A 22083-nucleotide genomic window follows, 5' to 3' on the forward strand; every position below is an offset into this window, starting at 1 on the left:
AACAGATCCTCCCGGGATTCAACCGATGGTGGTCCAGGCGCGTGACCTGGCCGATGCAATGACACGATCAACGATCCGCGCCGAACGCATGCCGTCCTCGAAGGTGGGCAGGCCGTCCGGTTGCTCGCCGTCGATAGCGCGATAGGTGTCGGCGACAAACGCCTCGAAGCACTGGGCGTAGCCCTGCGCGTGCCCGGCCGGCAGCACCGACAGCCGGCGCTGTTCGGCAGTGCCCGCGCCGGGCCCGCGCACGAAGATTTCCTCGCGCTGGTCGGGCAGGCCGATCCACAGCCGCTCGGCGTCCTCCTGGTCGAAGGCGATGCTGGCGTTGGCGCCGTCGATCTCGAACCAGAGGCGGTTGCGGCGTCCGGCCGAAACCTGGCTCACCGTCAACGACGCCAGCGTACCGGCGCCGGTCCTGAACATCGCCGTTGCCACGTCCTCGCTCGCGACCGCCTGCGTCGCGCCGTTCGCTGCCGGTGTGCTGAAGCTCTGGCCGGTGACGGCGCTGCGTTCGGCGATCACCGTGGCAAACGCCGCGTTCACTTCGGTGAAGCGCTCGCCACTGACCCATTCGACCAGGTCGCACCAGTGCGAACCAATGTCGGCGAACACGCGCGAGGTGCCGCCCAGCGCCGGGTCCACGCGCCAGTTGTTGCTGGCCGGGTCCAGCAGCCAATCCTGCAGGTAACTGCCATGGATCAGGTGCAGCGGCCCCAGGTCACCCTGGGCGATGCGTGCACGCGCCTCGCGCACCACCGGGTGGTAGCGGTAGACGAAGGGGACGGTGGCAACCAATCCGGTCGAGGCGGCCAGTACCGCCAGCGCCTGCGCATCGTCCAGCGTCGTCGCCAGCGGCTTCTCGCAGATCACGTGCTTGCCGGCTTCCAGCGCAGCCTGTGCCATGGCGCGGTGCAGATGGTTGGGCGTGCACACGTGCACCACCTGTACCTGCGGATCGGCGATCACCTCCTCGATATTCAGGTAGGCGCGCGGGACATTCCAGGAGTGCGCTGCCTCATGCGCGCGCTGCGGTGACGAGGCGGCCACGCCGCGTACCTCGGCGCCGGCGAGCAAGGCCGCGCGGCGGTGCACGGCGCCGATCATGCCGGTGCCGACGATGGCGATTCCAAGCTTGGGCATCGACGGGGATCCTCAGGGTGTGGAGGGCGCGGCCGCAGCCGCCGGCCGGTCGCGGAACAGCAGCAGGAAGGCGACCAGCACCACCAGCGCAACAGCGGCCGGGAACAGCCAGATCTGCTGCCAGTCGGGACCGGCCTCGGTGGTGAAGTGCTCCACCACCGCGCCGGACAGGAAGGTGCCGATCAACATGCCCACGCCATAGGTGGCCAGGGTGATGAACCCCTGTGCGCTGCTGCGCACGGCGGGGCCGGCATGTGCATCGGTGTAGATCTGGCCGGTGACGAAGAAGAAGTCGTAGCAGATGCCGTGCAGCACGATGCCGATCACCAGCAGCGGGAAACCGCCACCTGCATCGCCGAAGGCGAACAGCGCGTAGCGCACCACCCAGGCGGCCATGCCCACCGCCAGCATGGTCTTCACCCCCAGCCGCACGAACAGGAACGGCATGGCCAGCATCAGCAGCACTTCGGAAACCTGGCCCAGCGACTGCAGGCCTGCCGCGCCGCGCACGCCGAGGTCGTTGAGATAGGGATTGGTGAAGTTGTAGTAGAACGACAGCGGGATGCAGATGGCTATGGAGGCCAGGAAGAACACCAGGTAGGCGCGCGACTTCAGCAGCCGCAGCGAATCCAGCCCCAGGATCTGCCCCAGCCCGGCATCGCGCTGCTGCGCCAGTGGCGGTGTGTGCGGCAGGGTGAACGCATACAGCCCGAGCACCAGCGACGCCGCCGCCGCCATCCGGAACGTCAGCTCAAGCCGATGCGCCTGTTCCCAGCCCAGCCAGCCGATCAGCACGCCCGCCACGATCCAGCCGATGCTGCCGGCCACGCGGACCAGCGGGAACTGCTTCTCGGGTGATTGCATGTGCCGCATGGCCACGCTGTTGGCCAGTGCCAGGGTCGGCATGAACAGCAACATGTAGCCCATGACGCACGCAGAGAACATGCTGAAGCTGGTTGCCGTGGACGCCAGCCACATCAGCGCGGCACCGGCCAGATGCAGTACCGCAAGGATGCGCTGCGCCGCGAAGTAGCGATCCGCGATCAGCCCGACCAGGAACGGCGCCACGATGGCACCGATCGACTGGCTGAGGAACGCGGTCGCCACCTGGCTCGCGCTGGCCTGCAGCGGGCCCTGCACCAGGTAGGTGCCCAGGGTGACGAACCACGCCCCCCAGATGAAGAACTGCAGAAACATCATCGCGCCCAGGCGCGACATGGCGTGCGTCATGGCTTGCCCTCCCGGGGCGGTCTTGGCTCAGATTCCCAGCATGCGGTGCAGTGATGCGGCGTCGGTGCCACTGTCGGCGAAGTCATCGAAGGCGCGTTCGGTCACGCGGATGAGGTGGTCGCGGATGAAGGCGGCACCCTCGCGCGCGCCGTCTTCCGGGTGCTTCAGGCAGCACTCCCATTCCAGTACCGCCCAGCCGGGGAAGTCGTACTGCGCGAACTTCGAGAAGATCGCCTTGAAGTCGATCTGGCCGTCACCGGGTGAACGGAACCGGCCCGGACGGTCGATCCAGTCCTGATAGCCGCCGTACACGCCGCTGCTTGCGCTGGGGCGATGTTCCGCGTCCTTGACGTGGAAGATGCCGATGCGCGCGTGGTAGCGGTCGATGAAACCGAGGTAATCCATCTGCTGCAGCAGCAGGTGGCTGGGGTCGTACAGGATCTTCGCGCGGGGATGGTGGTCGACCTCATCGAGGAAGCGCTCGAAGGTCGCACCATCGTGCAGGTCCTCGCCCGGGTGGATCTCGAAGCACAGGTCAACGCCGCAGGCATCGAACGCATCCAGGATCGGGCGCCAGCGACGGCCGAGTTCGGCGAAGGCTTCTTCCACCAGTCCCGGCGGGCGCTGCGGCCAGGGGTAGAAGTAGGGCCAGGCCAATGCACCGGAGAACGTGGCATGCGCGGTCAGCCCCAGGCGCTGGCTGGCCTGCGCCGCCAGCCGCAGCTGCTCCACCGCCCAGGCCTGGCGGGCGGCCGGGTTGCCGCGCTTGTCCGGTGGCGCGAATCCGTCGAACAGGCTGTCGTAGGCAGGATGGACGGCAACCAACTGCCCCTGCAGGTGGGTCGACAGTTCGGTGATCTGCAGGCCGTGCCCGGCCAGCATGCCGGCAATGTCGTCGCAGTACGCCTGGCTGCGCGCCGCCTCCGCCAGGTCGAACAGGTGGGGCGCGGAGGTGGGGACTTGTACGCCAGAATAGCCCAGACCCGCGGCCCATCCGGCCAGCGTGTCCAGCCGATCAAAAGGAGCTGTGTCGCCGATGAACTGCGCCAGGAACAGCGCTGGACCCTTGAGCGTCTTCAACGTGATTCGCCCTCGATGCAATCGATTGCATTATCCTAGCAGGGGCTTACGCAGGACCTGTTGTGCAGTGCACAGCGGGCAGGAGGACTGACGCCATGGCCACCATCTACGACATCGCAAAACACGTCGGCGTGTCCGCCGGTACGGTGTCGCGCGCGCTTTCCCGGCCGGACAAGGTGCTGCCGGCCACCCGCGCGCGCATCGAGCAGGCCGCCGCCGCACTGGGCTATGTGCCCAACACGGTGGCGCGCACGCTCAAGACCCAGCGCAGCGGCAAGATCCTGGTCACCGTCCCGGACATCGCCAATCCGTTCTTCGCGCAGATCCTGCAGGGGGCGGAGGAGGCCGCGCAGGCGGTGGGCTATGCGGTCCTGCTGGGCGATACCCAGCATCAACCCGATCGTGAGGAGCGCTACGCGCAGATGCTCCGGCGCAACGAGGCCGACGGCATGATCGTGCTGGGCCATCGCCTGCCACCGACCGCGCGCGAGATCGTCGAGCAGCGCGGCGCCGCCGCACCGGTGGTCAACGGCTGCGAGTTCGACCCCGCGCTGGGCATCCCCAGCGTCCACATCGACAACGCCGCCGCCGCACGCGCGGTGATGGAGCATCTGTACGGGCTGGGACACGAACGGATTGCGGTGGTCGGCGGGCCGCCTGACAATCCCCTGCACCAGCAACGGCTGGAAGGGGTCCGCGCGGCCGGCAAGGCGCGTGGCCGCCTGCGCCAGCTGAGCATCGTGCCGGGTGACTTTTCCGTGGAATCCGGCCATGCAGCGGCGATGGCGCTGCTGGATGGCACGGCCGCGCCGACCGCGGTGTTCTGCTTCAGTGACCAGATGGCACTGGGTACCCTGGCCGCTTGCCGGGACCTGGGCATCCGCGTGCCGGACGAGCTGTCCGTGGTCGGCTTCGATGATCTGGCGTCCTCCCGCTACCTCACGCCCCCGCTGACGACCATCCGGCAGCCGATGCGGGAGATTGGCGAGCGTGCGGTCAACCTGCTGCTCGCCATCATCGAGCACGTCGATGTGCCGCTTCAGCAGACGCTGGAGTTCAGCTTCAAGCTGCGTGGCTCGACGGCTGCGCCCCGCCCCGGGTAACCACGGGGAGCGGGAGGGGCAGCGGCAGCGGCCCGCGCGATATCGCGCAACCTTGATCCCGAATTGACGCAAAGCTGTCAGACTCATCGCAGGCAGCCCGGCAAGGGCCGTAGCACCAGGTGCGATCGCGCAAGGGGGTCGGCAATGCCATTCTTCACCGATTCGGCGGAAGGCGCGGTCGAAGGCATTGGCGCGGCACGTCGCATTGGCTGGATGCGTTTCGTCGGCAATGGGCTGGGGGCGATCCCCATCGCTTCGATCATGCTTGAACGCCAGGACGGCGGGCTGGCCTGGCTCCTGCTGCTGCTCAACGCGCTGGCGTGGCCGGCACTGGCACTGCGGCTGACCCAGCGCTCCCGCCAGCCGGCGGTCGTCCAGTTCCGTTGCATGGTGGCCGACTCCTTCTTCGGCGGTGGCTGGATCGCCTTCATGGCGTTGAGCGCGGTGCCCAGCGCACTGTTCGCCGCGCTGCTGGTGGCCGACAAGATCGCCGCCGGTGGCGTGCGCCTGGCGATGCGCGCCACGCTGGCCCTGCTGCTGGGCTTCGCACTCACCTGGTGGTTGCTCGGCTTCCCTTACCAGCCGGTCACCTCGCAGCGCACGATCGTGCTGAGTGTCCCGTTCCTGTTCGTGTATGGCATCGGCCTCAGCATTCTCAGCTGGCAGCTGGCGCGCCGGGTCAAATCGCAGAACCGTCAGCTGCAGCGGCTCAGCCGGATGGACCCGCTGGTCGAGCTGGCCAACCGTGGCTTCCTGATCCTGCGTGCGCAGCAGGCGCTGGACCGGGCACAGGGCCAGGGCGGTTTTGCCTGCCTGCTGATGCTCGATGTGGATGATTTCAAGCGCATCAATGACTCGCATGGCCACCGCGCCGGTGACGAGGTACTGCGGCATATCGCGGCGACATTGCGCACCTTTGCCCGGCCCGGTGATACGCCCGCGCGGCTGGGGGGCGATGAGTTCGTGGTGCTGCTGCGCGACTGCGCACCCGTCGATGCGATGCACGTGGCCGAGCGGGTGCGCCTGCACCTGCTGGAGGCCGCGCAGCAGGCCACGCCGGGTGTGGAGTTCAGCGTCAGTATCGGCATTGCCGCCACACCGCGTGGCGGCAGTGTCGAGGACTGGTTGGCACTGGCCGACCGCGCGCTGTACCACGCCAAGCGGCAGGGCAAGAACACGGCCAGCTACGGCGAGTGAGTGCGGCACGGCCGCCGCCGAACGAGGGTGAAATGCCGGTTCATCCTGCACGCGGAATCGGCACGCCAATCCTCTACCATGGGCCACCCCGCCCGGACGCGCTCCCATGCAAGACGCTCTCGTTGCCCAGCCCAAGCCCCCCATTCCAAGGATCGCGGCGTGGCTGATGATGCTGCTGGGCATGTGGCTGGCGCTGAAGCTGGGCCTGGTGGTGACCCTGCTGTCCGGCCTGCTGGTGTTCCAGCTGACGCACGTGCTGGCCTCCACCGTGGAGGGCAAGCTGCCGCCGGGGCGGGCACGGGCGATCGCAGTGATCGTGCTGTCGGCGATCATCATCAGCGGGCTGGTACTGGCCGGCATCGGCGTGGCCTCGTTCTTCCGCAACGAGACCGGCGGCCCGGACGCATTGCTGGCGCGCCTGATGGAGATCCTCAACACTTCGCGGCACCAGGTGCCGGCGCTGCTGCAACCCTACATTCCCGAAGACATGCCGGCGTTGCGCGCGGCGCTGAACGACTGGGCCGCCGAGCACCAGCGGCAGCTGGGCGTGGCCGGTACCTCGGTGGTACAGGTCGGCGTGCGCGTACTGATCGGCATGGTGCTGGGCGCGATGATCGCGCTGTATGACGAACTGCCGCTGCCGAAGATGGGCCCGCTGGCGCAGGAGCTGGTCGGGCGCACCAGCCGCCTGGCCACCGCGTTCCGCCAGGTGGTGTTCGCGCAGGTGAAGATCTCGCTGCTGAACACCGTGTTCACCGCCATCTTCCTGCTGGGCGTGCTGCCGTTGTTCGGCGTGCACCTGCCGCTGTCCAAGACCCTGGTGCTGATCACCTTCCTGGCCGGCCTGCTGCCGGTGGTGGGCAACATCATTTCCAACACGATCATCGCCATCGTCGCGCTGTCGGTCTCGTTCTATGTGGCGGTGGCGGCGCTGCTGTACCTGATCGTGATCCACAAGCTGGAGTACTTCCTCAACGCGCGCATCGTCGGTGGCGAGATCCAGGCGCGTGCCTGGGAGCTGCTGCTGGCCATGCTGGTGATGGAGGCGGCCTTCGGCCTGCCGGGCCTGGTCGCCGCACCGGTGTTCTATGCCTACGTGAAGCGCGAACTGGTCGACCAGCGCTGGATCTGACGCGGCGGGGCATGACGTAATTTGCCCCGATTCGACAACCCGTGCGGCCTTTGTCGGTGCGCTCGCGGCGGGCGCGGTATACCCATGGCAACGATTGATCCGGTAGCGGCTTGGCGCCTGTGCAGGCGGCCGCTACAGTGTTGTGCACTACAGGGGAAATGTGCATGGCCCGCAAGGCGTCGCCCATCGGATTGCGGACCTGGGTCTGGATCCTGGCCGGGCTGTTCGTAGTCTGTACGCTGCCATTGATGGCCATCGCGCTGGTGCAGGGCACGCTGCGCTTCACTGCCGCCGAGGACAACCTGGTCAGCCTGCGCCAGCTGCGGCAGACCTTCGACCTGGCCAACCTGGTGTCGGCCGAGCGCGGCCCCGCCAACAGCCTGCTCGGGGCCAACACGGCCGATGCGGGCGAACAGGCCCGGCTGGCGGCGGAGCTGGCAGTCGCGCGCAAGCGGGTCGATACCGCCCTGCAACGCCTGGACACCGTGTTCAACGCTGACCCGGGCGTGGTCGACGAACACGGGCTGCTGGCCGATGCGCAACGTCGCCTGCAATCGGCGCGGGCCGCGGTGGACCGGGTGGCGGCACAGCCGCATGGCGCGCGCCAGGTGGAGGACGTGGAGCGCGCGATCAGCAGCATGTTCGCCGTGGTTGATCGCCTGCACGTGCTGACCTCGGCGCAGATCAACGTGCTGGTCAGCGCCGACCGCGAAGCGGCGATTCCGGCGATGCAGGGCCAGGTGCTGATCGACCTGCGCGAGCATGGCGGCCGCCTGGCCTCGAACGTGATGGCGCCGGTGGCGGTACCGGGGGCCTGGCGTGACGAACAGGTGCGGGCGGCATTGCAGACCGAAGGCCGCCTGCTGGAGCTGTGGCGGCTGGCAGGCAGCCATGAAGCGGTGTTCCGCAGTGATCCGGCGCTGTCCTGGCATTGGGACATGGCGCGCCGGCAGTTCTTCGGCGAATCGCTGCCGATGATCGAACAGTTGATCGAGGATGGCCGGCGCGGCGTGCCGCCGCCGTGGACCACCGCCGAATTCACCACCCGCTACGTGCCGACCCTGCGGTCGCTGGAAGCGCTGCGGGACGGCTACCTGAGCGTGTCCATCGCCCGTTTCGAACGCACCCGCAATCGCGAAGCGACGCGCCTGGTGGTGCTGGTGGCGACGGTGCTGGGCACGCTGGTGGTGCTGGGCGTGGCGCTGCGCATCGCGCATCTTCAGATCCTGCGGCCGCTGCTGCAGGCGCAGAAGCAGGTCATCCAGATCGCCTCGGAAGCGCCCGGCCCGGAGCAGCATGTGACCCACCCGCTGGCCGAGATGCAGCGCCTGTTCGATGCCATCGAAGTGCTGCGCGAGAAGTCGCGCGAGCGCTCGGCATTGACCAGCGAGCTGCGCCAGCTGGCCGGCACCGATGAGCTGACCGGGCTGTTGAACCGGCGCGCGCTGGACGAGTTGGTGCAGCAGCGTCATGCCGACGGCGGCAACAGCGCGGTGGTGATCCTGCTGGACGTGGACCGCTTCAAGGCGATCAACGATGGGCACGGGCATGACGCCGGTGACGAGGTGCTGGTGCAGGTGGCGCAGCTGCTGCAGCGCCACCTGCGCCGCAGCGACAGCATTGCCCGCTATGGTGGCGAGGAGTTTCTCGTGTTGCTGGCCGACGGGGATCTGGCCGGTGGCCGCCAGCTGGCCGAGTCGCTGCGGGTGGCGCTGCAGCGGCTGGACATCGCCCTGGTCGGTGGCAAGGTGCTGCGCGTCACCGCCAGCTTCGGTGTGGCCGAGGGCGGCACCGACGCGCTGGGCTGGCGCACCCTGCTGCGTGCCGCCGACGCGGCCATGTACCAGGCCAAGGCGCAGGGCCGCGACCGCGTGCACGTGGCCGGCGGCGGCCGCAACGCACGTTGACGGCACCCATCAGCCGATCTGCGCATGCACGCGCCGCAGCGTGCGCGCAATCATCCGGCGCGCGATGGGACGCGGCACCGAGAGTCCACGCCAGCGCAGCGCACCCACGCGGAAGGTGGCGCTGGCAGTGGCCAGCACCTTGCCGGCCGGGTCGGTCAGCCAGCCGCGGGTGAAGGCGATGCTGCCCTTGCTGTGCTCGACTTCGCCCCAGCCGATGATCCGCCCGGGCCGTGCGGGGCTGACGAAACTGGTCTTGGATTCGACCGTGACCGCGATGCGGTTGGCAGGCAGGGTGGCGTAGATCGCTGGCCCCATGCAGTCGTCCAGCATCGCTGACAGGAAACCGCCCTGCACGTTGCCCATCGGGTTGGTGAGCACCGGCCCGGCCTCGAACTCGACCTGGATGCGGCGCAGTGCATCGTCGTAACCGACGAAGCGCCAGCCGAGCAGGGTGCCGGCCTGGGAGCGTGGAAGATCACCGTTGACCACGCTGTAGAAGATCGATTCGGGATTCATCGTGGAGCCTCGCGGGGGAGAGGGGAGAAAAAGAACTCACTGCGGTAGCGACAACAGGGCCAGCACGAATCCGATGACCGACAGCAGCACCACCGCGGCGCCGGCGGGCACCGGTGTACGCGCACCGGTGCGTCGCCGCACGCCGGAAGCGACCAGGACCGGCGGCAGGGTGGCGACCAGGCAGAACAGCTGGAACGCCAGCAGCTGCGGCAGTGCGAAGTGACCTCCGAAGAAGATCAACCAGGCCAGCATCACGCCGGCACCGGCCAGTGCGATCCAGGCAGCGCCGACCACGCGGATGAGTGCCATCAGCAGCACCTGCATGCGGGGGTCGATCTGTGCCCACGGCCTGTCCACGGCCTGGCCGTGGTAGGGCATGAAGTCGGAGCGTTTCAGATAGGCCGCAGCAAACAGGCAGACAATGAAGAACGCCAACAGGTAGCAGCCGAACGCGAGCCAGGCGGACAGGTCCATGTGGAGGCCATGCGGTTGCGGAGGAAAGGCCGCGTTTGTACCGGCAGCCATGCCGGTCGCGCCACGGGGTTGCGCGATTCTGGGGCAGCACGCCGTTAGGGGCGTGTCGCGGCTTGCAGGGCCGTTCCTCCATCTGCCGTTAACGCCAGTGTGGTGGTGAGGAATGCGTCACGTACGCGCCATGCGCTCTATCTCGTTTCCTGTGAAGAGGCCGCAACTACCCCTCCACGCCCAGGTCACCGCGCTGCGCAGACGCTGGGATTCCATTCCATGAAGGACGACGCCATGACCCAGCTCACCCTGCCCGAACTGGCCAGGAAAATGGCCGGCATTGATTTCAGCCTGCTGCAGACCCACGCCGGTGGAGAGATTGCCGGCCGTCCGATGAGCAACAATGGCGACGTGGACTATGACGGTGACAGCTGGTTCTTCACCACCGAAGACACCGACATGGTGCGCGAGATTGAAGCTGACCCCGCCGTTGCGCTGGGTTTTTCCGGCAGCAAGTCGCTGCTGGGCAAGCCGCCGCTGTTCGTGCACGTGCAGGGCAGGGCTGTGCTGGTGCACGACCGGGCCACGATGAGCCAGCACTGGGTGAAGGACCTGGAGCGCTGGTTCGAACAGGGCGTGGATACACCGGGACTGGTGCTGATTCACGTGCGCGCCAGCCGCATCCACTACTGGGATGGCGAGGACGAGGGCGAAATCGTGATCTGACCGGAACCGCGCAGCGCCCGGCGCATCGCGTTCCACGGTCAGCAGTGCGCAGGGTGTGCTGCCGGATCCTCAAGGTTGGCCAGTTCCGGTGCCAAGGCGTGCTCCACCGCACGCCGCAGCAGTGCCGGTGCGACATAGTGCCGGTGCCCGGCGTCGATCAGGGCCATGTACATGCCGCCGAACGCATTGAGGGTCTGCACGCGTGAGCCCAGGCTGATCTCGACATGTCCATCGCGATGCCGCTGCACGCGCACGCTGCTGCGGAAACGCAGGTGCCGATCGTCGGCGCCGAGCAGGACTTCGGCGTCGTTGTCCTGCGTATCGATGTGCGAATCCAGCACCGGGAATCGACCAGCGAACAACCGGCTGCGATCGGTCGACAGCAATGACGACACCGGGCATCCCAGCGGCGACGTGCGCAACCGCAACGGTGCCACCAGTCGGTTTCGCAGCGCCATCAGCTGGCCTACGCCGCTGGGTGGATTGCGCAGGAAGCCCTCCAGTACGTCGGCCAGCAGCGCCGACGCGGAACGGTGGACCACCTGCGAGGGTTCCAGGCACAGGGTGGTCAGGTCCTGGTAGTGGCTGTGCGGCAGCGCTGTGGTCAGCAGGCCATCGGTGGGCGCGGGCCGCGAATGGATGGGATAGGCCGGTGTGGCACGTTCGACGAACCCGCGCAGCGGCCGCATGGGGATGCGGCGCAGCGGGCCGAGCAGGGCACGGGTACGCGCGCACAGGTGCGCGCACACGCTGGGAGGTGCCGCCTGCAGCGACAGCTGCAACAGCGGTGCCGCCGCAAGCGAGGTGCACGAAGGCCAGTACGATTCCGGAAGCACCTCGGTCAGGCTGGGGATATCGGCGGCATTGCGCTCCACCTGCGCACGGGTCTGCTCGCTCATTCGGCCTGCCAGTTCATCGCTGTGGCAGGACAGCGCAAACAGCGCCGGATGTGCAGGATGGTTCGACGCGAACTGGTGCCAGGTGCCGCCGCCGAAGCGCACGGTAAACAGGCAGTCCGGTGGGATGCGGACGCGCCGAAGCGTGCGCGCGAAGGCACCAGGACCTGCTGCCAGCTGCGCGTCGGAGGCGGTAGCGAAACGCAGCTCGGCTCCCGCGCTGCCGGCGATGGCGGTGAACATGCGCGGGCCTGCATGGCGATGAAACGGGTGGCCACCGGCACCGACGGTGAAGCTGTACAGCGAGGAGGCATCCCCGTGCTGCAGGTGCATGCCACCCAGTCGCGCCGAAGGTTCATCCAACGCATCGATGAAGGCCGGGTGGTGGCGCTGACGCTGGCCGGCGTCACTCACCAGCGCGTCACCCGCACCGATGCCGAGCTGCGCGATCAGGGTGACTTCGGTCGGACTGCCGCCGTCCTGTGCCGGAAGCTGCACTGCTGGAAACGAACGGCGATCGCGGGTCGAACCAGGCATGGTCATGCTCCTTGGCGGGGCGGATCAGCGGGCGGGGGACTTGCGGCGGGCGCGGGCTTCACGCTTGAGCGGGCCGCCGACCGGGCAGACTTCGGCCGCCCACGAGAACAACGTGTTGGCCAAACGGTCGGGTACCTGCCTGAAGTACACGAACTGGCCGCGTTTCTCGCGTTCGATCAGTCCGGCTTCCTCGAGGATGCGCAGGTGGCTGGACAACGCCGGCTTGCTGAAGTCGAAGCGCTCGGCCAGCTCGCCCGCGCTGAGCTCGCCGGCGCTGAGATAGGCCAGGATCTGCCGGCGGGCGGTGGAGGCAAGGGCTTCGAAGATGCGGTCCATTGAGAGCTAGTTAACTAATTCGTTAATTCATGTTGCTCCCGCCGCTTAGGACTGTCAAGCCATGAACCCATTGCGCGGCGCGCCCGGGCTTTGCCATCCTCCCTGCTGTTTTCCGTAGCGTGGAATCCCGATGCGTCCTGCGTTCTGGCTGGCTTTGGCCCTGCTGCCCACCCTGGCGGTGGCGCAACCCGCGCGTACTCCCAAGGCCAAGGCCCCGGCGCAGGATCCCTTCAGCGAGTTGTTCGATACCGCCTGCATGCAGCACATCGGTGCGCCGGCGCGGTTGCAGTCGCTGATGGAATCCAACGGGCTGTCACCGCTGCAGCCTGCCGAAGCGGCAACGTTGCTGCAGGGGCAGTCGGGCGTGGCCTGGATGGTGCCGCTGGCCAGCGGCCGCTATGCGGTCAGCTGGGCCGACGATGGCACCTGCTCGGTGTATGCGGAGAAGGCCGATGCGGCGGTGGTGCAGAAGGGCTTCGCACGGCTGGTGCAGGCGGCACCGAAGCCATTGCAGGCGCGCTCGCTGCCGGGCCGTGGTCCGCTGTCGGCCGACCAGGTGGCGATCCAATACGGCTGGGCCACGCCGGGGCAGGCCAAGCTGCAGGTGCGCTTCCGGCTGGTGACGCGGCAGGCGGCCGAGGCCGGCGTACAGGCGATGGCCTCGGTGACGCCGGGGGACGCGATGCTCGAACCCGCGGCTCCCACCCGATAACGCCTGCCGGGGCCCGCGCCCAGCCGGTGGACCATGCTCGCGATTCAGCCTTTCACGCAGGATGTGGTATATCGTTTATCGATAAATCCACCCTGGGGCGGCGAGGCCACCCCAATGCCGGAGGCCGCTTGACCGCTCGTCCCGCCCGCGCCAGACCCGCGCGAGGCTTGTTCACCCTGGCCCAGGCCGCCGTACAGGCCGTCCGGGCGATGTGCTGGCTGGGCATCCTGGCCGCACTGCTGGCGGTGCCACTGGTCGCCCATGACCGCCGCTGGCTGCTCGACAGCGTGCATGACGCCGAGGCCGCCGCCGCGCATGGCAATGACCTGTTCCTGCACTTCTGCCTGGGCCTGGGCGCGATCGTCGCGCTGCTGGTGCTGTGCCTGCTGTTCCTGCGCCATCTGCTGAGGCTGCTGAAGTCGGCGGCGCGCGAGCGGCCGTTCACCCATGCCAATGCACAGCGCCTGCAGCGCATGGCCTGGCTGATGCTGGCAATGGAACTGCTGTCGATCCTGATCGGTGCCTACGCGGCCTGGATGGGCCCGGATTTCACCTGGATGGAGGTGGGCGGCGGCATGTCGATCACCGGGCTGGTGGCGGTGCTGATGCTGTTCGTGCTCGCACGCGTGTTCGCCGTGGGCGCGGCGATGCGCGATGACCTTGATGGTGTCATCTGATGGCGATCGTCATCACCCTGGACCGCATGCTGCAGGCACGGGGCATGACCCTGTCCGAGCTGGCCGGGCGCATCGACATCACCCTGGCGAACCTGTCGATCCTGAAGACCGGCAAGGCGCGAGCCATCCGCTTTTCCACGCTGGATGCGATCTGCCGCGAACTGCAGTGCACGCCCGGCGACCTGCTTGGGCATGACCCGGCGCAGGCGCAGGATGCCGACTGAGTGGACGCCCTCTTCCCTTACCCACTGACGAAACGGACCTGAAATGGAATGGTTGGCTGACCCCTCGATATGGATGGGCCTTGCAACCCTGGTCGTGCTGGAGATCGTTCTCGGCATCGACAACCTGGTGTTCATTGCGATCCTTGCCGACAAGCTGCCGCCGCACCAGCGCGACCGCGCGCGGGTGATCGGCCTGGCGCTGGCACTGCTGATGCGGCTGGTGCTGCTGGCGGCGCTGGCCTGGATCATGAAGTTGACCGAGCCGCTGGTGACCTTGTTCGACCACAGCTTCTCCGGGCGCGACCTGATCCTGCTGGGCGGTGGCCTGTTCCTGCTGTTCAAGGGCACCATGGAACTGCACGAACGGCTGGAAGGCCGCGAGCATCACGAGGATGGCAAGAAGGTCTATGCCAGCTTCGCGATGGTGGTGGCACAGATCGTGGTGCTCGACGCGGTGTTCTCGCTGGACTCGGTGATCACCGCCGTCGGCATGGTCGACAACCTGGGCGTGATGTATGCGGCCGTGACCATCGCCATGGCGCTGATGCTGCTGGCCAGCAAGCCGCTGACCCGCTTCGTCAACAAGCATCCCACCGTGGTGGTGCTGTGCCTGGGCTTCCTGCTGATGATCGGCTTCAGCCTGGTGGCTGAAGGCCTGGGCTACAAGATCCCGAAGGGCTACCTGTACGCAGCGATCGCTTTCTCGATCCTGGTCGAGGCGTTCAACCAGTGGGTGCGTTTCAACCGTGAGCGCAACGAGCGCCGCCAGCCGTTCCGCCAGCGCACCGCCGATGCCGTGCTGAGGATGCTGGGCGCGCGTCCAGCGAACGGCAACGACGACGAAGGCGTGGACGAGCAGGTGGACGCCGACGAGCGCCTGCAGCCGGCGGAGCACGAAATGATCCGCAGCGTGCTGGGCCTGGCCGATCGTCCGGTGTCGAGCGTGATGACTGTGCGTGCCGACGTGCAATGGATCGACCTGGCGCGTGGTCAGGAGGATGTGGTGGCGCGCCTGGTGGCCTCGCCGCATACGCGCCTGCTGGTCGGCGACGGTGACCTGGACAGCCTGCGTGGCGTGGTGCAGAGCCGGGACGTGCTGGCCGACCTGCTGCAGGGCAAGCCACTGCAGCTGGAGGGCAACCTGCGCGAACCGCAGTACGTTCTGTCCACTGCCAGTGCGCTGCAGGCGCTGGAACTGATCCGCCAGCATCCGGTGCCGCTGGCGGTGGCGGTGGACGAGTACGGCAGCGTGGAGGGCCTGGTGACCGCCAACGACCTGCTGGCTGCGATTGCCGGTGACCTGGTCGATACCCAGGACGAGCGCTATGGCGTGGTGGCGCAGGGCGAGGATCAATGGGAGGCCGATGGTGCGCTGACCCTGGACGACCTGCAGCGTTTGGCGGGCGTGTCGCTGCCCCGCAGTGCCGACTACATGACCATCTCGGGTCTGGTGCTGGAGCAGCTGGGCCGCCTGCCGGACGTCGGCGACGCGGTGGAGGTGGCCGGCGTGCGCATCACCGTGCTGGCAATGGAGAAGCGCCGTATCGCCCGCCTGCGGGTGGAGCGCCTCGACGGAATGGCCTGACCGCCTGTTGTTGTAGAGCCGGGCCCATGCCCGGCTGCGTGTCGAGAAGCCGAGCATGGGCGCGGCTCTACACAACACGACCCGCAGCCGTCACCATGGCGGGCCCGCTTTCTGTCATGGATGGTTGCAGTGCTGAGTACGATCGGTTTGTTGATGGGCCTGTATGTGGCCTGGCGCCTGTTCTGGCCGCTGCGCATGCCCATCGGGTTGAAGGTCGTGCTCTCGCTGCTGGTGGTGGCCATGGCCGTGCAGCTGCGCATCGTGGCCACCTTCTGGGGCACGATGGCATCACCGGAAATCCCGAGGATGGCCATCGCCGTCCTGGCCACCGGCTCCACGGCGGTGCTGCTGCTGGCGTTGCTGATGCTGGTGCTGGATGTGGGCCTGCTGCTTTCGCGCCTGCTGCGTTGGCCGCGCATCGTATCGGCCCTGCGCGCCTCGAAGCTGCGGCCGTTGGCTGGCCTGCTGGCGCTGCTTGTGAGTGGCTATGGCGTCAGCCAGGGCATGGCCGTGCCCCAGCCCAGGCAGATCGACGTGGCGATCAAGGATCTGCCTGCTGCGTTCGACGGCTATCGCGTGCTGCAGCTGACCGACATCCACGCCAGCCGCCTGCTGACCGGCGACTGGGTGCGCAGGGTGGTGGACGAGAGCAACGCGCTGAAGCCGGACCTGATCGTGATCACTGGCGACCTGATCGACGGCAGCGTCGAGGCCCGCCGTGACGACGCGCGCCCGTTGGCCGATCTGCAGGCGCCGGACGGCGTCATTGCCATCACCGGCAACCATGAGTACTACGCGCAGTATCAGCAATGGATGCAGGCGTTCCGCGCGCTGCGCATGCAGGTGCTTGAGAACAGCCACCTGCAGGTGCGGCGCGGCGACGCGGCGCTGACCATCGCCGGTGTCACCGATCCGGTGGCCGCACGCTACGGCCTGCCGCTGCCGGATCTGGACGCTGCACTGGCCGGTGCCGATCCCTCTGCACCGGTGATCCTGCTTGACCACCGCCCGCGCAATGCGCGCGAGGCGGCGGCGCGCGGGGTAAAGCTGCAATTGTCCGGGCATACCCACGGCGGGCAGATCATCGGCATGGACCAGCTGGTGAAGCGGGCCAATGGTGGCTTTGTCTCCGGCCGCTACGACGTGGAGGGGATGACGCTGTACGTGGGCAACGGCGCGGGCCTCTGGGCCGGTTTCCCGGCGCGCATCGGCGTGCCTTCGGAGATCACCCTGATCACGCTGCGCCGCGCGCCTTGACCTGATGTGGGGTCAGATCCCTTTGCCTTTGGCAAAGGGATCTGACCCCGGCCCGTCAGGCCGCCCGCAGCGGCGGCCGCGCATGCGCACTTCGACGCAGGGCCTGCGCCCGCTTGGCGATCCAGCGCACCACGAAGGCGGTGAACAGCAGCGCCGACGGCACCGCATACCAGAAGTTGCCGGGCACGCGCTTGAAGTACGAGTAGGTGAACACCGCCGCGATGATCCACATGCCGGTGACGTGCAAGCGACGCCAGGCGGTGGGTCCCATGCGCCGGGCGAGCCCCCGGTGCGAGGTGATGGCCAGCGCCAGGATGGCGATGTAGCCCACCGTGCCCGGGAGGTTGGCCAGCGCGGAGCGTGCTGGCCAGAACGCCGGGTTGAGGATGCCGAAACTGGTGATGGCGACTGCGTGCAGCAGGTGCGAGAACGCGAAGGACAGACCGATGATGCGCCGTTCACGCAGCAGGAACCGGGTGAACGGGCCGGGCAGCAGGGTGGCGAAGGAGGATGCCGTGAATGCCGCCAGGAACAGCAGGAACGATGTGCGGGCGGTGAGCCGGATCGCCGCGCGGCTGCCTTCGGCTGCATCGGGATACAGGGCGAAGGCGGTCAGTGCGAACGCGATCAGGACCACGGCGATGGCTACGAACAGACGCCAGCCGTGCAGGAAGGAAATGTTGGAAGCAGCCATGATGAGACCTCGAAGTAGGGGGCGGGTAGTGCCGGCCGCTTGCCGGTCAATGAACGGGTAGTGCCGGCCGCTGGCCGGCAACCTCAGAAAGCAGGCAATGCAACCAGCACCCCCGCCGTGCACAGCTCGCCCAGAACGGGCACGCAGGCAGCACGCAATGCGTCCGTTGCCACGTCATGTGTTTCGGACAGCGCCTGCAGTGCCTCATCCACACGCGCGCCGTCGTCACCGAAGACCGAAAGCAGCGCGTAGGCCAGCGGTGACGGTTGCTCGACCTTCAGGCTGAAATCGGCGCGGCGCTGGATCACCAGCAGCGTGGGAGCTGCGCCCAACACCGGTTCCAGCCCCTCGTCCTCATGCACTGGCCACCGGTACCCAAGCACCCGCACCAGCGGCGAAACCGCCAGCACATCACTGTCCTCGGGTAAGCGCTGCAGCAGACACCCAGCGCCACGCGCTTCAATGTGCAGCGACTGCTGCGTGCTCTCGTAGTGCGCCAGTTCCGCCGCCCAGTCCGGCAGTGCCAGCGTGTCCTGCACTGCCAGCCAGGCCGCGAACTCGCCGGCGATCCGTGGGAACAACGGGGTCTGGCAGGCGTGGTGGGCGTAGTAGTGCGCCACGGTGTCGCGCCAGCGCGACGTGCCCAACTGCTGTTGCAGTCGCGGCAGGCTGCCGGCCAGCAGGGTGTCCAGGCTGTCGATGCACAGGCGGCGGTATATCGCCAGCCTGCGCGCCTCCACGCCATCGGGTGCGGTCTTTGCAGGGTCCCGCACATGATCGGCCCAGCGCCGTTGCAGGGTAGCCAGCGACTCAGCCATGGGCCGCCTCCGGCCAACGTGCCTCAGCCTGTGCCTGGCGGATCTGCGCGACCTCGGCCAGCAACCCGGCCAGCGGCGGGAAGTTGAAGTCGCGCTCGAGCAGCGTGGGACGCACGCCCACCCGCATGTAGGCCTCGCGCAACAGCGCCCAGACCACGCCTTTCACCGGCGCACCATGGGTATCGATCTTGAAGCCGTCGTCTTCATCGAAGTGGCCCGCTACGTGCAGCGAGGCGACACGGTGGGACGGCACGTGGGCCAGGAATTCGAAGGCGTCGTAACCGTTGTTGCAGGCATTGACGAAGACGTTGTTGACGTCCAGCAGCAGGTCGCAGTCGGCTTCGGCGAGCACGGCGTTGATGAAGTCGATCTCGCTCATGTCCGCGCCGGCAACGGCGTAGTAGGAAATGTTCTCCACGGCGATGCGCCGGCCCAGCATGTCCTGCACCTGGGCGATACGGCCGGCGACATGGTGAACGGCCTCGGTGGTGAACGGCAGTGGCAGCAGGTCGTAGACATGGCCACCGGCGGCGCAGTAGCTCAGGTGTTCGCTGTACAGCTGCACCTGGTGCAGGTCGAGGAAGGCACGGGTCTGTGCCAGCAGGGTGCGGTCCAGCGGATCAGGACCGCCAAGCGACAGCGACAGGCCGTGGCAGGTCAAGGGGTGGCGCTCGCTGAGTTGGCGCAGCGCGTCGCCGTGTGTACCGCCGACGCCGATCCAGTTGTCGGGGGATACTTCGAGGAAGTCGATGGCACCGGCCGGCATGGCCAGCAGTTCGTCGATCAGGCCACGGCGCAGGCCAAGACCGGCGGCATGGGTGGGCAGGGGCAGGGACATGGCGGATGCTCCACAGAGAGCGCCGCCTTGAAGGCGGCGCCGGGTGAACGTCGATCAATCGGCAACGCGGGAGAACAGGCCCTTCGGCATCGGCTTGCCGTTGGCGGTGTAGACGCTGCGCAGGTAGTCGTGCGCTTCCTGCTCGCTGATGTAACCGTCGTGGTCGGTGTCGATGCGGTCGAACTCGGCGGCACGCTTGGCGGCCACAGCGTTGAATTCGGCACGCGAGACCTTGCCGTCGTGGTCGCGATCAGTGCGGGCAAACGAGGCGTCGCCGCACTTGCCTTCGCCACACTGGCCCTCGGCCACCTTGGCCTTGCCGGCGGGCTTGCCGGTGGTGGCCTTGTTGGCCCCGCACTTGCCTTCACCGCACTTGCCTTCGGCGGCGGCGCTCATGGCCACCGCGCTGATCGCCAGCGGCTGGATCGCCGCGGCCTGGCCGGCCAGCAGCAGGCCACCGGCCAGGGCGATGCCGATGGCACCGATGCGCGGCAGGCGGGAGGAAGAGGTGTTCTTGGTCGAGATGGACATGGTGGTGACTCCTTGGGAAAGCACGCGGGGCGTGCGGGATGGACGCCGCCGAAGAGGCGACGGAAAGCGAAACGCGCGGGAACAGGGGAGTCGGCTCAGGCGGCGCGGCGACGGCGCAGCAGATGGCCCAGCACCAGCACACCGCCGAGCAGGGCACCGCCGAAGCCGATGCCGGGCAACAGCGCGGCAACCGGCAGCAGCAGGGCGATCAGGCTGACGCCCCAACCCAGGCCGTCATTGCGTGCCGTGGTACGGCCGGACCCGGCCAGCAGCCGGTCCACGCTGAGTGCGCCACCGCCGTTGAGGATCAGTGGCAGCAGCATGGCCAGGAACAGCAACGGCAGCTTGAAGTTGCCGTAGCCCTGGTCGGTGATCGCATAGCCCTGCCAGAGTTCACCCAGGCCGTTCCATTGGTCGGGCCAGTGCACGGCGGCGATGGCAACGATGGTGAGTACCCAGAAGACGTAGGCCACCGAGCGCGTGGCCAGGCCGAGCAGCAGCATCACCGCACCCACCAGTTCCAGCCATGTGGCCAGCTGCCAGTTCAGCGACGCGGGCAGTGTGGAGAACGGGAACGGGAAGCGGCCTTCCAGGTCGGCGAACCAGTTCTGGCCGCCCAGCTTCTCGCGGCCGGATTCAAAGAACTCCCAGGCCAGCAGGGTGCGCAGCGCCAACGGCGAGAGCCAGCGGCCGACGGCGTCCAGGCGGGGCGTATACACGGAAGAAGCGGTGCTGATCATGGTGGTGTCCTGCGGGCCAGTGGTCGATGGAAGCCATTCCAGGCGGCGCAGGTATCGGCAACGTGTGCCGTTGCCCGGGGTTTTGTCAGCGACTGTGGCCGCGGCCGGGGTTTCGTACAGTCAGATACAAAGACGATGCGCGGATGCGCATCGGGGCGTTGCGCGCCCGCGTGCGGACAGCGATATCCACCCGAAAGCGCCCGGCCAGGACCGGCGCGCGAATGTATCCCACTGTAGAAACCCGCCTGCGCCCTACAGTCCGGTACAACTCCGCGCTGCGGAGAAACAGCGCCGATACACCGGCAGGCGGAAATGGCCACTCCCAACTCCGGAGTGCCCCCATGATCCGTACCTGCTTGCTGGCCGCCGCTCTCGCCCTTGCCGCCGCCGCCCCTGCCTTCGCTGCCCGGGCCGATACCGCTGCACCGCCCACCGTCATCCTGGTGCACGGCGCGTTCGCTGATGGCTCCAGCTGGAGCAAGGTCATCAGCACCCTGCATGACTGGAAGCTGCCGGCGGTGGCCGTCCAGAATCCGCTCACCTCGTTGGCCGACGACGTCGCCGCCACCCGTCGTGCGATTGCCGCTGCGCCTGGCAAGGTGGTGCTGGTCGGCCACAGCTGGGGTGGCACGGTCATCACCGAAGCGGGCAATGACCCGAAGGTGCAGGCGCTGGTGTATGTGGCGGCGTTCGCACCGGATGCAGGGCAATCATCGGCGCAACAGGGCGAAGGCTTCCCGGTCGGTCCGGGCCTGGCCCGCCTGCAGGAAAGGGACGGCTACCTGACGTTGCCGGCTGACGCTGTCGCCCAGGACTTCGCGCCGGACGTGATGAAGAAGTCGGCCGCACTGCTGTACAGCACGCAGGTCCCGTTGAAGGCCAGCGCGCTGGGCGAAGTAGTGAACGTTGCGGCGTGGCGCAGCAAGCCGAGCTGGTACGTGCTCAGCCGTGACGATCGCATGCTGTCGCCGCAGCTGCAGGCCGCCACCGCAAAGCGCATTGGCGCGCAGCTGCAATCGATCGGCAGCAGCCATGTGTCGCTGCTTTCGCATCCGGCGCAGGTGGCCGACAGTATCCTCGAAGCGGCGGGGGTGAAGCCGGCGGAACTGCCACTGGCCGAGCAGGGGGGCTGAGCGATGGCCGGCCTGCGTGCGTACGTGCTGCCGTTGCTGATGGGCGTGCTGGGTGGGGCTGCGCTGTTGATGGCCTGGCCCAGCCCGGAGGCCGATGCGCAGCCGGCACAGGCCGTTCCCGCCGCCGGGTTCGACGGTGGCGGGCCCTGGCACAACAGCCCGCCGCTCACACTGGAGCAGTTGCGGGGGAAGGTGGTGCTGGTCGAGTTCTGGACCTACACCTGCAGCAACTGCCTCAACGTGGCGCCGTATGTCCACCAGTGGCATGCGCGCTACGCGTCGCAGGGCCTGAGGGTGATCGGCGTGCATACGCCGGAGTTCGCCTATGAAGGGCTGCCTGGCAACGTGCGCAAGGCCACCGCACGGTTGGACATCGCCTGGCCGGTGGTGCAGGACAACCAGTACCGGATCTGGAACGCCTGGGGCAACCGCTTCTGGCCCGCACTGTACCTGCTCGACCGGCAGGGGCGGGTGGTCTACCGCCATTACGGCGAGGGCGACTACGCACGTACCGAAAGCGAGATCCAGCGCCTGCTGGCCAACCCCTGAGCCGCGCTACCATGGCCGCACCGCGCGGCCTTGACCTTCGTCCTCATCGAGAACGCA

At 67.8% G+C, this 22083-nt stretch carries 24 protein-coding genes; 12 read left to right on the plus strand and 12 right to left on the minus strand.

All coding sequences use genetic code 11. The annotated features are described in order from the left end of the window. Window positions 1-18: 18 nt before the first annotated feature. From AC5P7I_RS05870 to AC5P7I_RS05880, 3 genes are read right to left on the minus strand one after another with little or no spacing between them, the layout of a single operon-like run. Window positions 19-1143 carry a Gfo/Idh/MocA family protein gene (locus AC5P7I_RS05870; RefSeq protein WP_262088366.1) on the minus strand — a complete coding sequence of 375 codons (1125 nt, stop codon included), beginning with the start codon at window positions 1141-1143 and terminating at the stop codon, window positions 19-21. 12 nt (window positions 1144-1155) lie between these two features. Then, window positions 1156-2373 carry a nucleoside permease gene (locus AC5P7I_RS05875; RefSeq protein ID WP_262088367.1) on the minus strand — a complete coding sequence of 406 codons (1218 nt, stop codon included), beginning with the start codon at window positions 2371-2373 and terminating at the stop codon, window positions 1156-1158. 27 nt (window positions 2374-2400) lie between these two features. After that, window positions 2401-3453 (minus strand): sugar phosphate isomerase/epimerase family protein, encoded by a 1053-nt coding sequence (locus AC5P7I_RS05880; protein WP_049441133.1) that lies wholly within the window; start codon window positions 3451-3453, stop codon window positions 2401-2403. 95 nt (window positions 3454-3548) lie between these two features. Here AC5P7I_RS05880 and AC5P7I_RS05885 point away from each other — a divergent pair, with 95 nt between their 5' ends. The 4 genes from AC5P7I_RS05885 (at window position 3549) to AC5P7I_RS05900 (ending at window position 8792) form a co-directional block, all read left to right on the plus strand. Next, window positions 3549-4556 (plus strand): LacI family DNA-binding transcriptional regulator, encoded by a 1008-nt coding sequence (locus AC5P7I_RS05885; protein ID WP_046429416.1) that lies wholly within the window; start codon window positions 3549-3551, stop codon window positions 4554-4556. Window positions 4557-4700: 144 nt separating this feature from the next. Continuing rightward, the gene (locus AC5P7I_RS05890; RefSeq protein ID WP_262088368.1) at window positions 4701-5753 is read left to right on the plus strand and encodes a sensor domain-containing diguanylate cyclase; all 1053 of its coding nucleotides are present in this window, start codon (window positions 4701-4703) and stop codon (window positions 5751-5753) included. A 106-nt stretch (window positions 5754-5859) separates the two neighbouring features. Beyond that, window positions 5860-6885: an AI-2E family transporter gene (locus AC5P7I_RS05895; RefSeq protein ID WP_032961540.1), complete on the plus strand. Its 1026-nt coding sequence runs from the start codon at window positions 5860-5862 to the stop codon at window positions 6883-6885. Between the two features lie 164 nt (window positions 6886-7049). Then, complete coding sequence (locus AC5P7I_RS05900; RefSeq protein ID WP_262088369.1) at window positions 7050-8792, plus strand: GGDEF domain-containing protein; 1743 nt, start codon at window positions 7050-7052, stop codon at window positions 8790-8792. Between the two features lie 9 nt (window positions 8793-8801). On the opposite strand, the gene AC5P7I_RS05905 is transcribed toward AC5P7I_RS05900, so the two are convergent. Together AC5P7I_RS05905 and AC5P7I_RS05910 are read right to left on the minus strand one after the other, a co-directional pair. Beyond that, window positions 8802-9308 carry a PaaI family thioesterase gene (locus AC5P7I_RS05905; RefSeq protein WP_046429424.1) on the minus strand — a complete coding sequence of 169 codons (507 nt, stop codon included), beginning with the start codon at window positions 9306-9308 and terminating at the stop codon, window positions 8802-8804. A gap of 36 nt (window positions 9309-9344) precedes the next feature. After that, window positions 9345-9782: a hypothetical protein gene (locus tag AC5P7I_RS05910; protein ID WP_046429425.1), complete on the minus strand. Its 438-nt coding sequence runs from the start codon at window positions 9780-9782 to the stop codon at window positions 9345-9347. A gap of 285 nt (window positions 9783-10067) precedes the next feature. Here AC5P7I_RS05910 and AC5P7I_RS05915 point away from each other — a divergent pair, with 285 nt between their 5' ends. Then, a complete protein-coding gene (locus tag AC5P7I_RS05915) occupies window positions 10068-10499 on the plus strand; it encodes a pyridoxamine 5'-phosphate oxidase family protein (RefSeq protein ID WP_262088370.1) in 432 nt (143 codons plus the stop codon). 38 nt (window positions 10500-10537) lie between these two features. On the opposite strand, the gene AC5P7I_RS05920 is transcribed toward AC5P7I_RS05915, so the two are convergent. Together AC5P7I_RS05920 and AC5P7I_RS05925 are read right to left on the minus strand one after the other, a co-directional pair. Next, window positions 10538-11932 (minus strand): DUF2867 domain-containing protein, encoded by a 1395-nt coding sequence (locus AC5P7I_RS05920; RefSeq protein WP_111205841.1) that lies wholly within the window; start codon window positions 11930-11932, stop codon window positions 10538-10540. A 24-nt stretch (window positions 11933-11956) separates the two neighbouring features. Next, window positions 11957-12268, minus strand: coding sequence for a metalloregulator ArsR/SmtB family transcription factor (locus AC5P7I_RS05925; RefSeq protein WP_004147836.1), 312 nt, complete (start codon window positions 12266-12268; stop codon window positions 11957-11959). A 130-nt stretch (window positions 12269-12398) separates the two neighbouring features. Between AC5P7I_RS05925 and AC5P7I_RS05930 the strand changes: the two genes are divergently transcribed. The 5 genes from AC5P7I_RS05930 to AC5P7I_RS05950 all read left to right on the plus strand — a co-directional run bounded on the left by AC5P7I_RS05930 (window position 12399) and on the right by AC5P7I_RS05950 (window position 16723). Continuing rightward, complete coding sequence (locus AC5P7I_RS05930; RefSeq protein WP_014646315.1) at window positions 12399-12980, plus strand: NMCC_0638 family (lipo)protein; 582 nt, start codon at window positions 12399-12401, stop codon at window positions 12978-12980. A 209-nt stretch (window positions 12981-13189) separates the two neighbouring features. Then, window positions 13190-13657 carry a DUF2975 domain-containing protein gene (locus tag AC5P7I_RS05935; protein WP_041864087.1) on the plus strand — a complete coding sequence of 156 codons (468 nt, stop codon included), beginning with the start codon at window positions 13190-13192 and terminating at the stop codon, window positions 13655-13657. Then, on the plus strand, window positions 13657-13881 hold the full coding sequence (locus tag AC5P7I_RS05940; protein WP_012479411.1) for a helix-turn-helix domain-containing protein: 225 nt from the start codon (window positions 13657-13659) through the stop codon (window positions 13879-13881). The genes AC5P7I_RS05935 and AC5P7I_RS05940 overlap by 1 nt, the downstream gene beginning before the upstream one ends. Window positions 13882-13924: 43 nt before the next feature. Further along, window positions 13925-15466: a TerC family protein gene (locus AC5P7I_RS05945; RefSeq protein WP_262088371.1), complete on the plus strand. Its 1542-nt coding sequence runs from the start codon at window positions 13925-13927 to the stop codon at window positions 15464-15466. 120 nt (window positions 15467-15586) lie between these two features. Then, window positions 15587-16723, plus strand: a complete 1137-nt coding sequence (locus AC5P7I_RS05950) for a metallophosphoesterase (protein ID WP_049441145.1) — start codon at window positions 15587-15589, stop codon at window positions 16721-16723. A 55-nt stretch (window positions 16724-16778) separates the two neighbouring features. Here the strand turns inward: AC5P7I_RS05950 and AC5P7I_RS05955 are convergent, their stop codons facing one another. The 5 genes from AC5P7I_RS05955 to AC5P7I_RS05975 all read right to left on the minus strand — a co-directional run bounded on the left by AC5P7I_RS05955 (window position 16779) and on the right by AC5P7I_RS05975 (window position 20344). Further along, a complete protein-coding gene (locus AC5P7I_RS05955) occupies window positions 16779-17417 on the minus strand; it encodes a ferric reductase-like transmembrane domain-containing protein (protein ID WP_014646319.1) in 639 nt (212 codons plus the stop codon). Window positions 17418-17500: 83 nt separating this feature from the next. Beyond that, window positions 17501-18235 (minus strand): HvfC family RiPP maturation protein, encoded by a 735-nt coding sequence (locus AC5P7I_RS05960; RefSeq protein WP_262088372.1) that lies wholly within the window; start codon window positions 18233-18235, stop codon window positions 17501-17503. Further along, complete coding sequence (locus tag AC5P7I_RS05965; RefSeq protein WP_262088373.1) at window positions 18228-19073, minus strand: HvfB family MNIO-type RiPP peptide maturase; 846 nt, start codon at window positions 19071-19073, stop codon at window positions 18228-18230. Before AC5P7I_RS05965 ends, AC5P7I_RS05960 begins: the two co-directional genes overlap by 8 nt. Before the next feature lie 54 nt (window positions 19074-19127). After that, a complete protein-coding gene (locus AC5P7I_RS05970; RefSeq protein WP_014646322.1) occupies window positions 19128-19604 on the minus strand; it encodes an HvfA family oxazolone/thioamide-modified RiPP metallophore in 477 nt (158 codons plus the stop codon). 95 nt (window positions 19605-19699) lie between these two features. Next, complete coding sequence (locus AC5P7I_RS05975) at window positions 19700-20344, minus strand: HvfX family Cu-binding RiPP maturation protein (RefSeq protein ID WP_262088374.1); 645 nt, start codon at window positions 20342-20344, stop codon at window positions 19700-19702. 341 nt (window positions 20345-20685) lie between these two features. Between AC5P7I_RS05975 and AC5P7I_RS05980 the strand changes: the two genes are divergently transcribed. Together AC5P7I_RS05980 and AC5P7I_RS05985 are read left to right on the plus strand one after the other, a co-directional pair. Then, window positions 20686-21477 (plus strand): alpha/beta fold hydrolase, encoded by a 792-nt coding sequence (locus AC5P7I_RS05980; RefSeq protein WP_014646324.1) that lies wholly within the window; start codon window positions 20686-20688, stop codon window positions 21475-21477. Window positions 21478-21480: 3 nt separating this feature from the next. Next, window positions 21481-22026 carry a redoxin family protein gene (locus tag AC5P7I_RS05985; RefSeq protein ID WP_262088375.1) on the plus strand — a complete coding sequence of 182 codons (546 nt, stop codon included), beginning with the start codon at window positions 21481-21483 and terminating at the stop codon, window positions 22024-22026. Window positions 22027-22083 lie beyond the last annotated feature (57 nt).

The organism is Stenotrophomonas sp. YJH_SMC_138 (assembly GCF_059369855.1).

Coding starts and splice junctions, on each gene's coding strand:
- AC5P7I_RS05870 (WP_262088366.1), bottom strand. CDS start 1,143: ATGCCCAAGCTTGGAATCGCCATCGTCGGCACCGGCATGATCGGCGCC.
- AC5P7I_RS05875 (WP_262088367.1), bottom strand. CDS start 2,373: ATGACGCACGCCATGTCGCGCCTGGGCGCGATGATGTTTCTGCAGTTC.
- AC5P7I_RS05885 (WP_046429416.1), top strand. CDS start 3,549: ATGGCCACCATCTACGACATCGCAAAACACGTCGGCGTGTCCGCCGGT.
- AC5P7I_RS05890 (WP_262088368.1), top strand. CDS start 4,701: ATGCCATTCTTCACCGATTCGGCGGAAGGCGCGGTCGAAGGCATTGGC.
- AC5P7I_RS05895 (WP_032961540.1), top strand. CDS start 5,860: ATGCAAGACGCTCTCGTTGCCCAGCCCAAGCCCCCCATTCCAAGGATC.
- AC5P7I_RS05900 (WP_262088369.1), top strand. CDS start 7,050: ATGGCCCGCAAGGCGTCGCCCATCGGATTGCGGACCTGGGTCTGGATC.
- AC5P7I_RS05905 (WP_046429424.1), bottom strand. CDS start 9,308: ATGAATCCCGAATCGATCTTCTACAGCGTGGTCAACGGTGATCTTCCA.
- AC5P7I_RS05910 (WP_046429425.1), bottom strand. CDS start 9,782: ATGGACCTGTCCGCCTGGCTCGCGTTCGGCTGCTACCTGTTGGCGTTC.
- AC5P7I_RS05915 (WP_262088370.1), top strand. CDS start 10,068: ATGACCCAGCTCACCCTGCCCGAACTGGCCAGGAAAATGGCCGGCATT.
- AC5P7I_RS05920 (WP_111205841.1), bottom strand. CDS start 11,932: ATGCCTGGTTCGACCCGCGATCGCCGTTCGTTTCCAGCAGTGCAGCTT.
- AC5P7I_RS05925 (WP_004147836.1), bottom strand. CDS start 12,268: ATGGACCGCATCTTCGAAGCCCTTGCCTCCACCGCCCGCCGGCAGATC.
- AC5P7I_RS05930 (WP_014646315.1), top strand. CDS start 12,399: ATGCGTCCTGCGTTCTGGCTGGCTTTGGCCCTGCTGCCCACCCTGGCG.
- AC5P7I_RS05935 (WP_041864087.1), top strand. CDS start 13,190: ATGTGCTGGCTGGGCATCCTGGCCGCACTGCTGGCGGTGCCACTGGTC.
- AC5P7I_RS05940 (WP_012479411.1), top strand. CDS start 13,657: ATGGCGATCGTCATCACCCTGGACCGCATGCTGCAGGCACGGGGCATG.
- AC5P7I_RS05945 (WP_262088371.1), top strand. CDS start 13,925: ATGGAATGGTTGGCTGACCCCTCGATATGGATGGGCCTTGCAACCCTG.
- AC5P7I_RS05950 (WP_049441145.1), top strand. CDS start 15,587: ATGGTTGCAGTGCTGAGTACGATCGGTTTGTTGATGGGCCTGTATGTG.
- AC5P7I_RS05955 (WP_014646319.1), bottom strand. CDS start 17,417: ATGGCTGCTTCCAACATTTCCTTCCTGCACGGCTGGCGTCTGTTCGTA.
- AC5P7I_RS05960 (WP_262088372.1), bottom strand. CDS start 18,235: ATGGCTGAGTCGCTGGCTACCCTGCAACGGCGCTGGGCCGATCATGTG.
- AC5P7I_RS05965 (WP_262088373.1), bottom strand. CDS start 19,073: ATGTCCCTGCCCCTGCCCACCCATGCCGCCGGTCTTGGCCTGCGCCGT.
- AC5P7I_RS05970 (WP_014646322.1), bottom strand. CDS start 19,604: ATGTCCATCTCGACCAAGAACACCTCTTCCTCCCGCCTGCCGCGCATC.
- AC5P7I_RS05975 (WP_262088374.1), bottom strand. CDS start 20,344: ATGATCAGCACCGCTTCTTCCGTGTATACGCCCCGCCTGGACGCCGTC.
- AC5P7I_RS05980 (WP_014646324.1), top strand. CDS start 20,686: ATGATCCGTACCTGCTTGCTGGCCGCCGCTCTCGCCCTTGCCGCCGCC.
- AC5P7I_RS05985 (WP_262088375.1), top strand. CDS start 21,481: ATGGCCGGCCTGCGTGCGTACGTGCTGCCGTTGCTGATGGGCGTGCTG.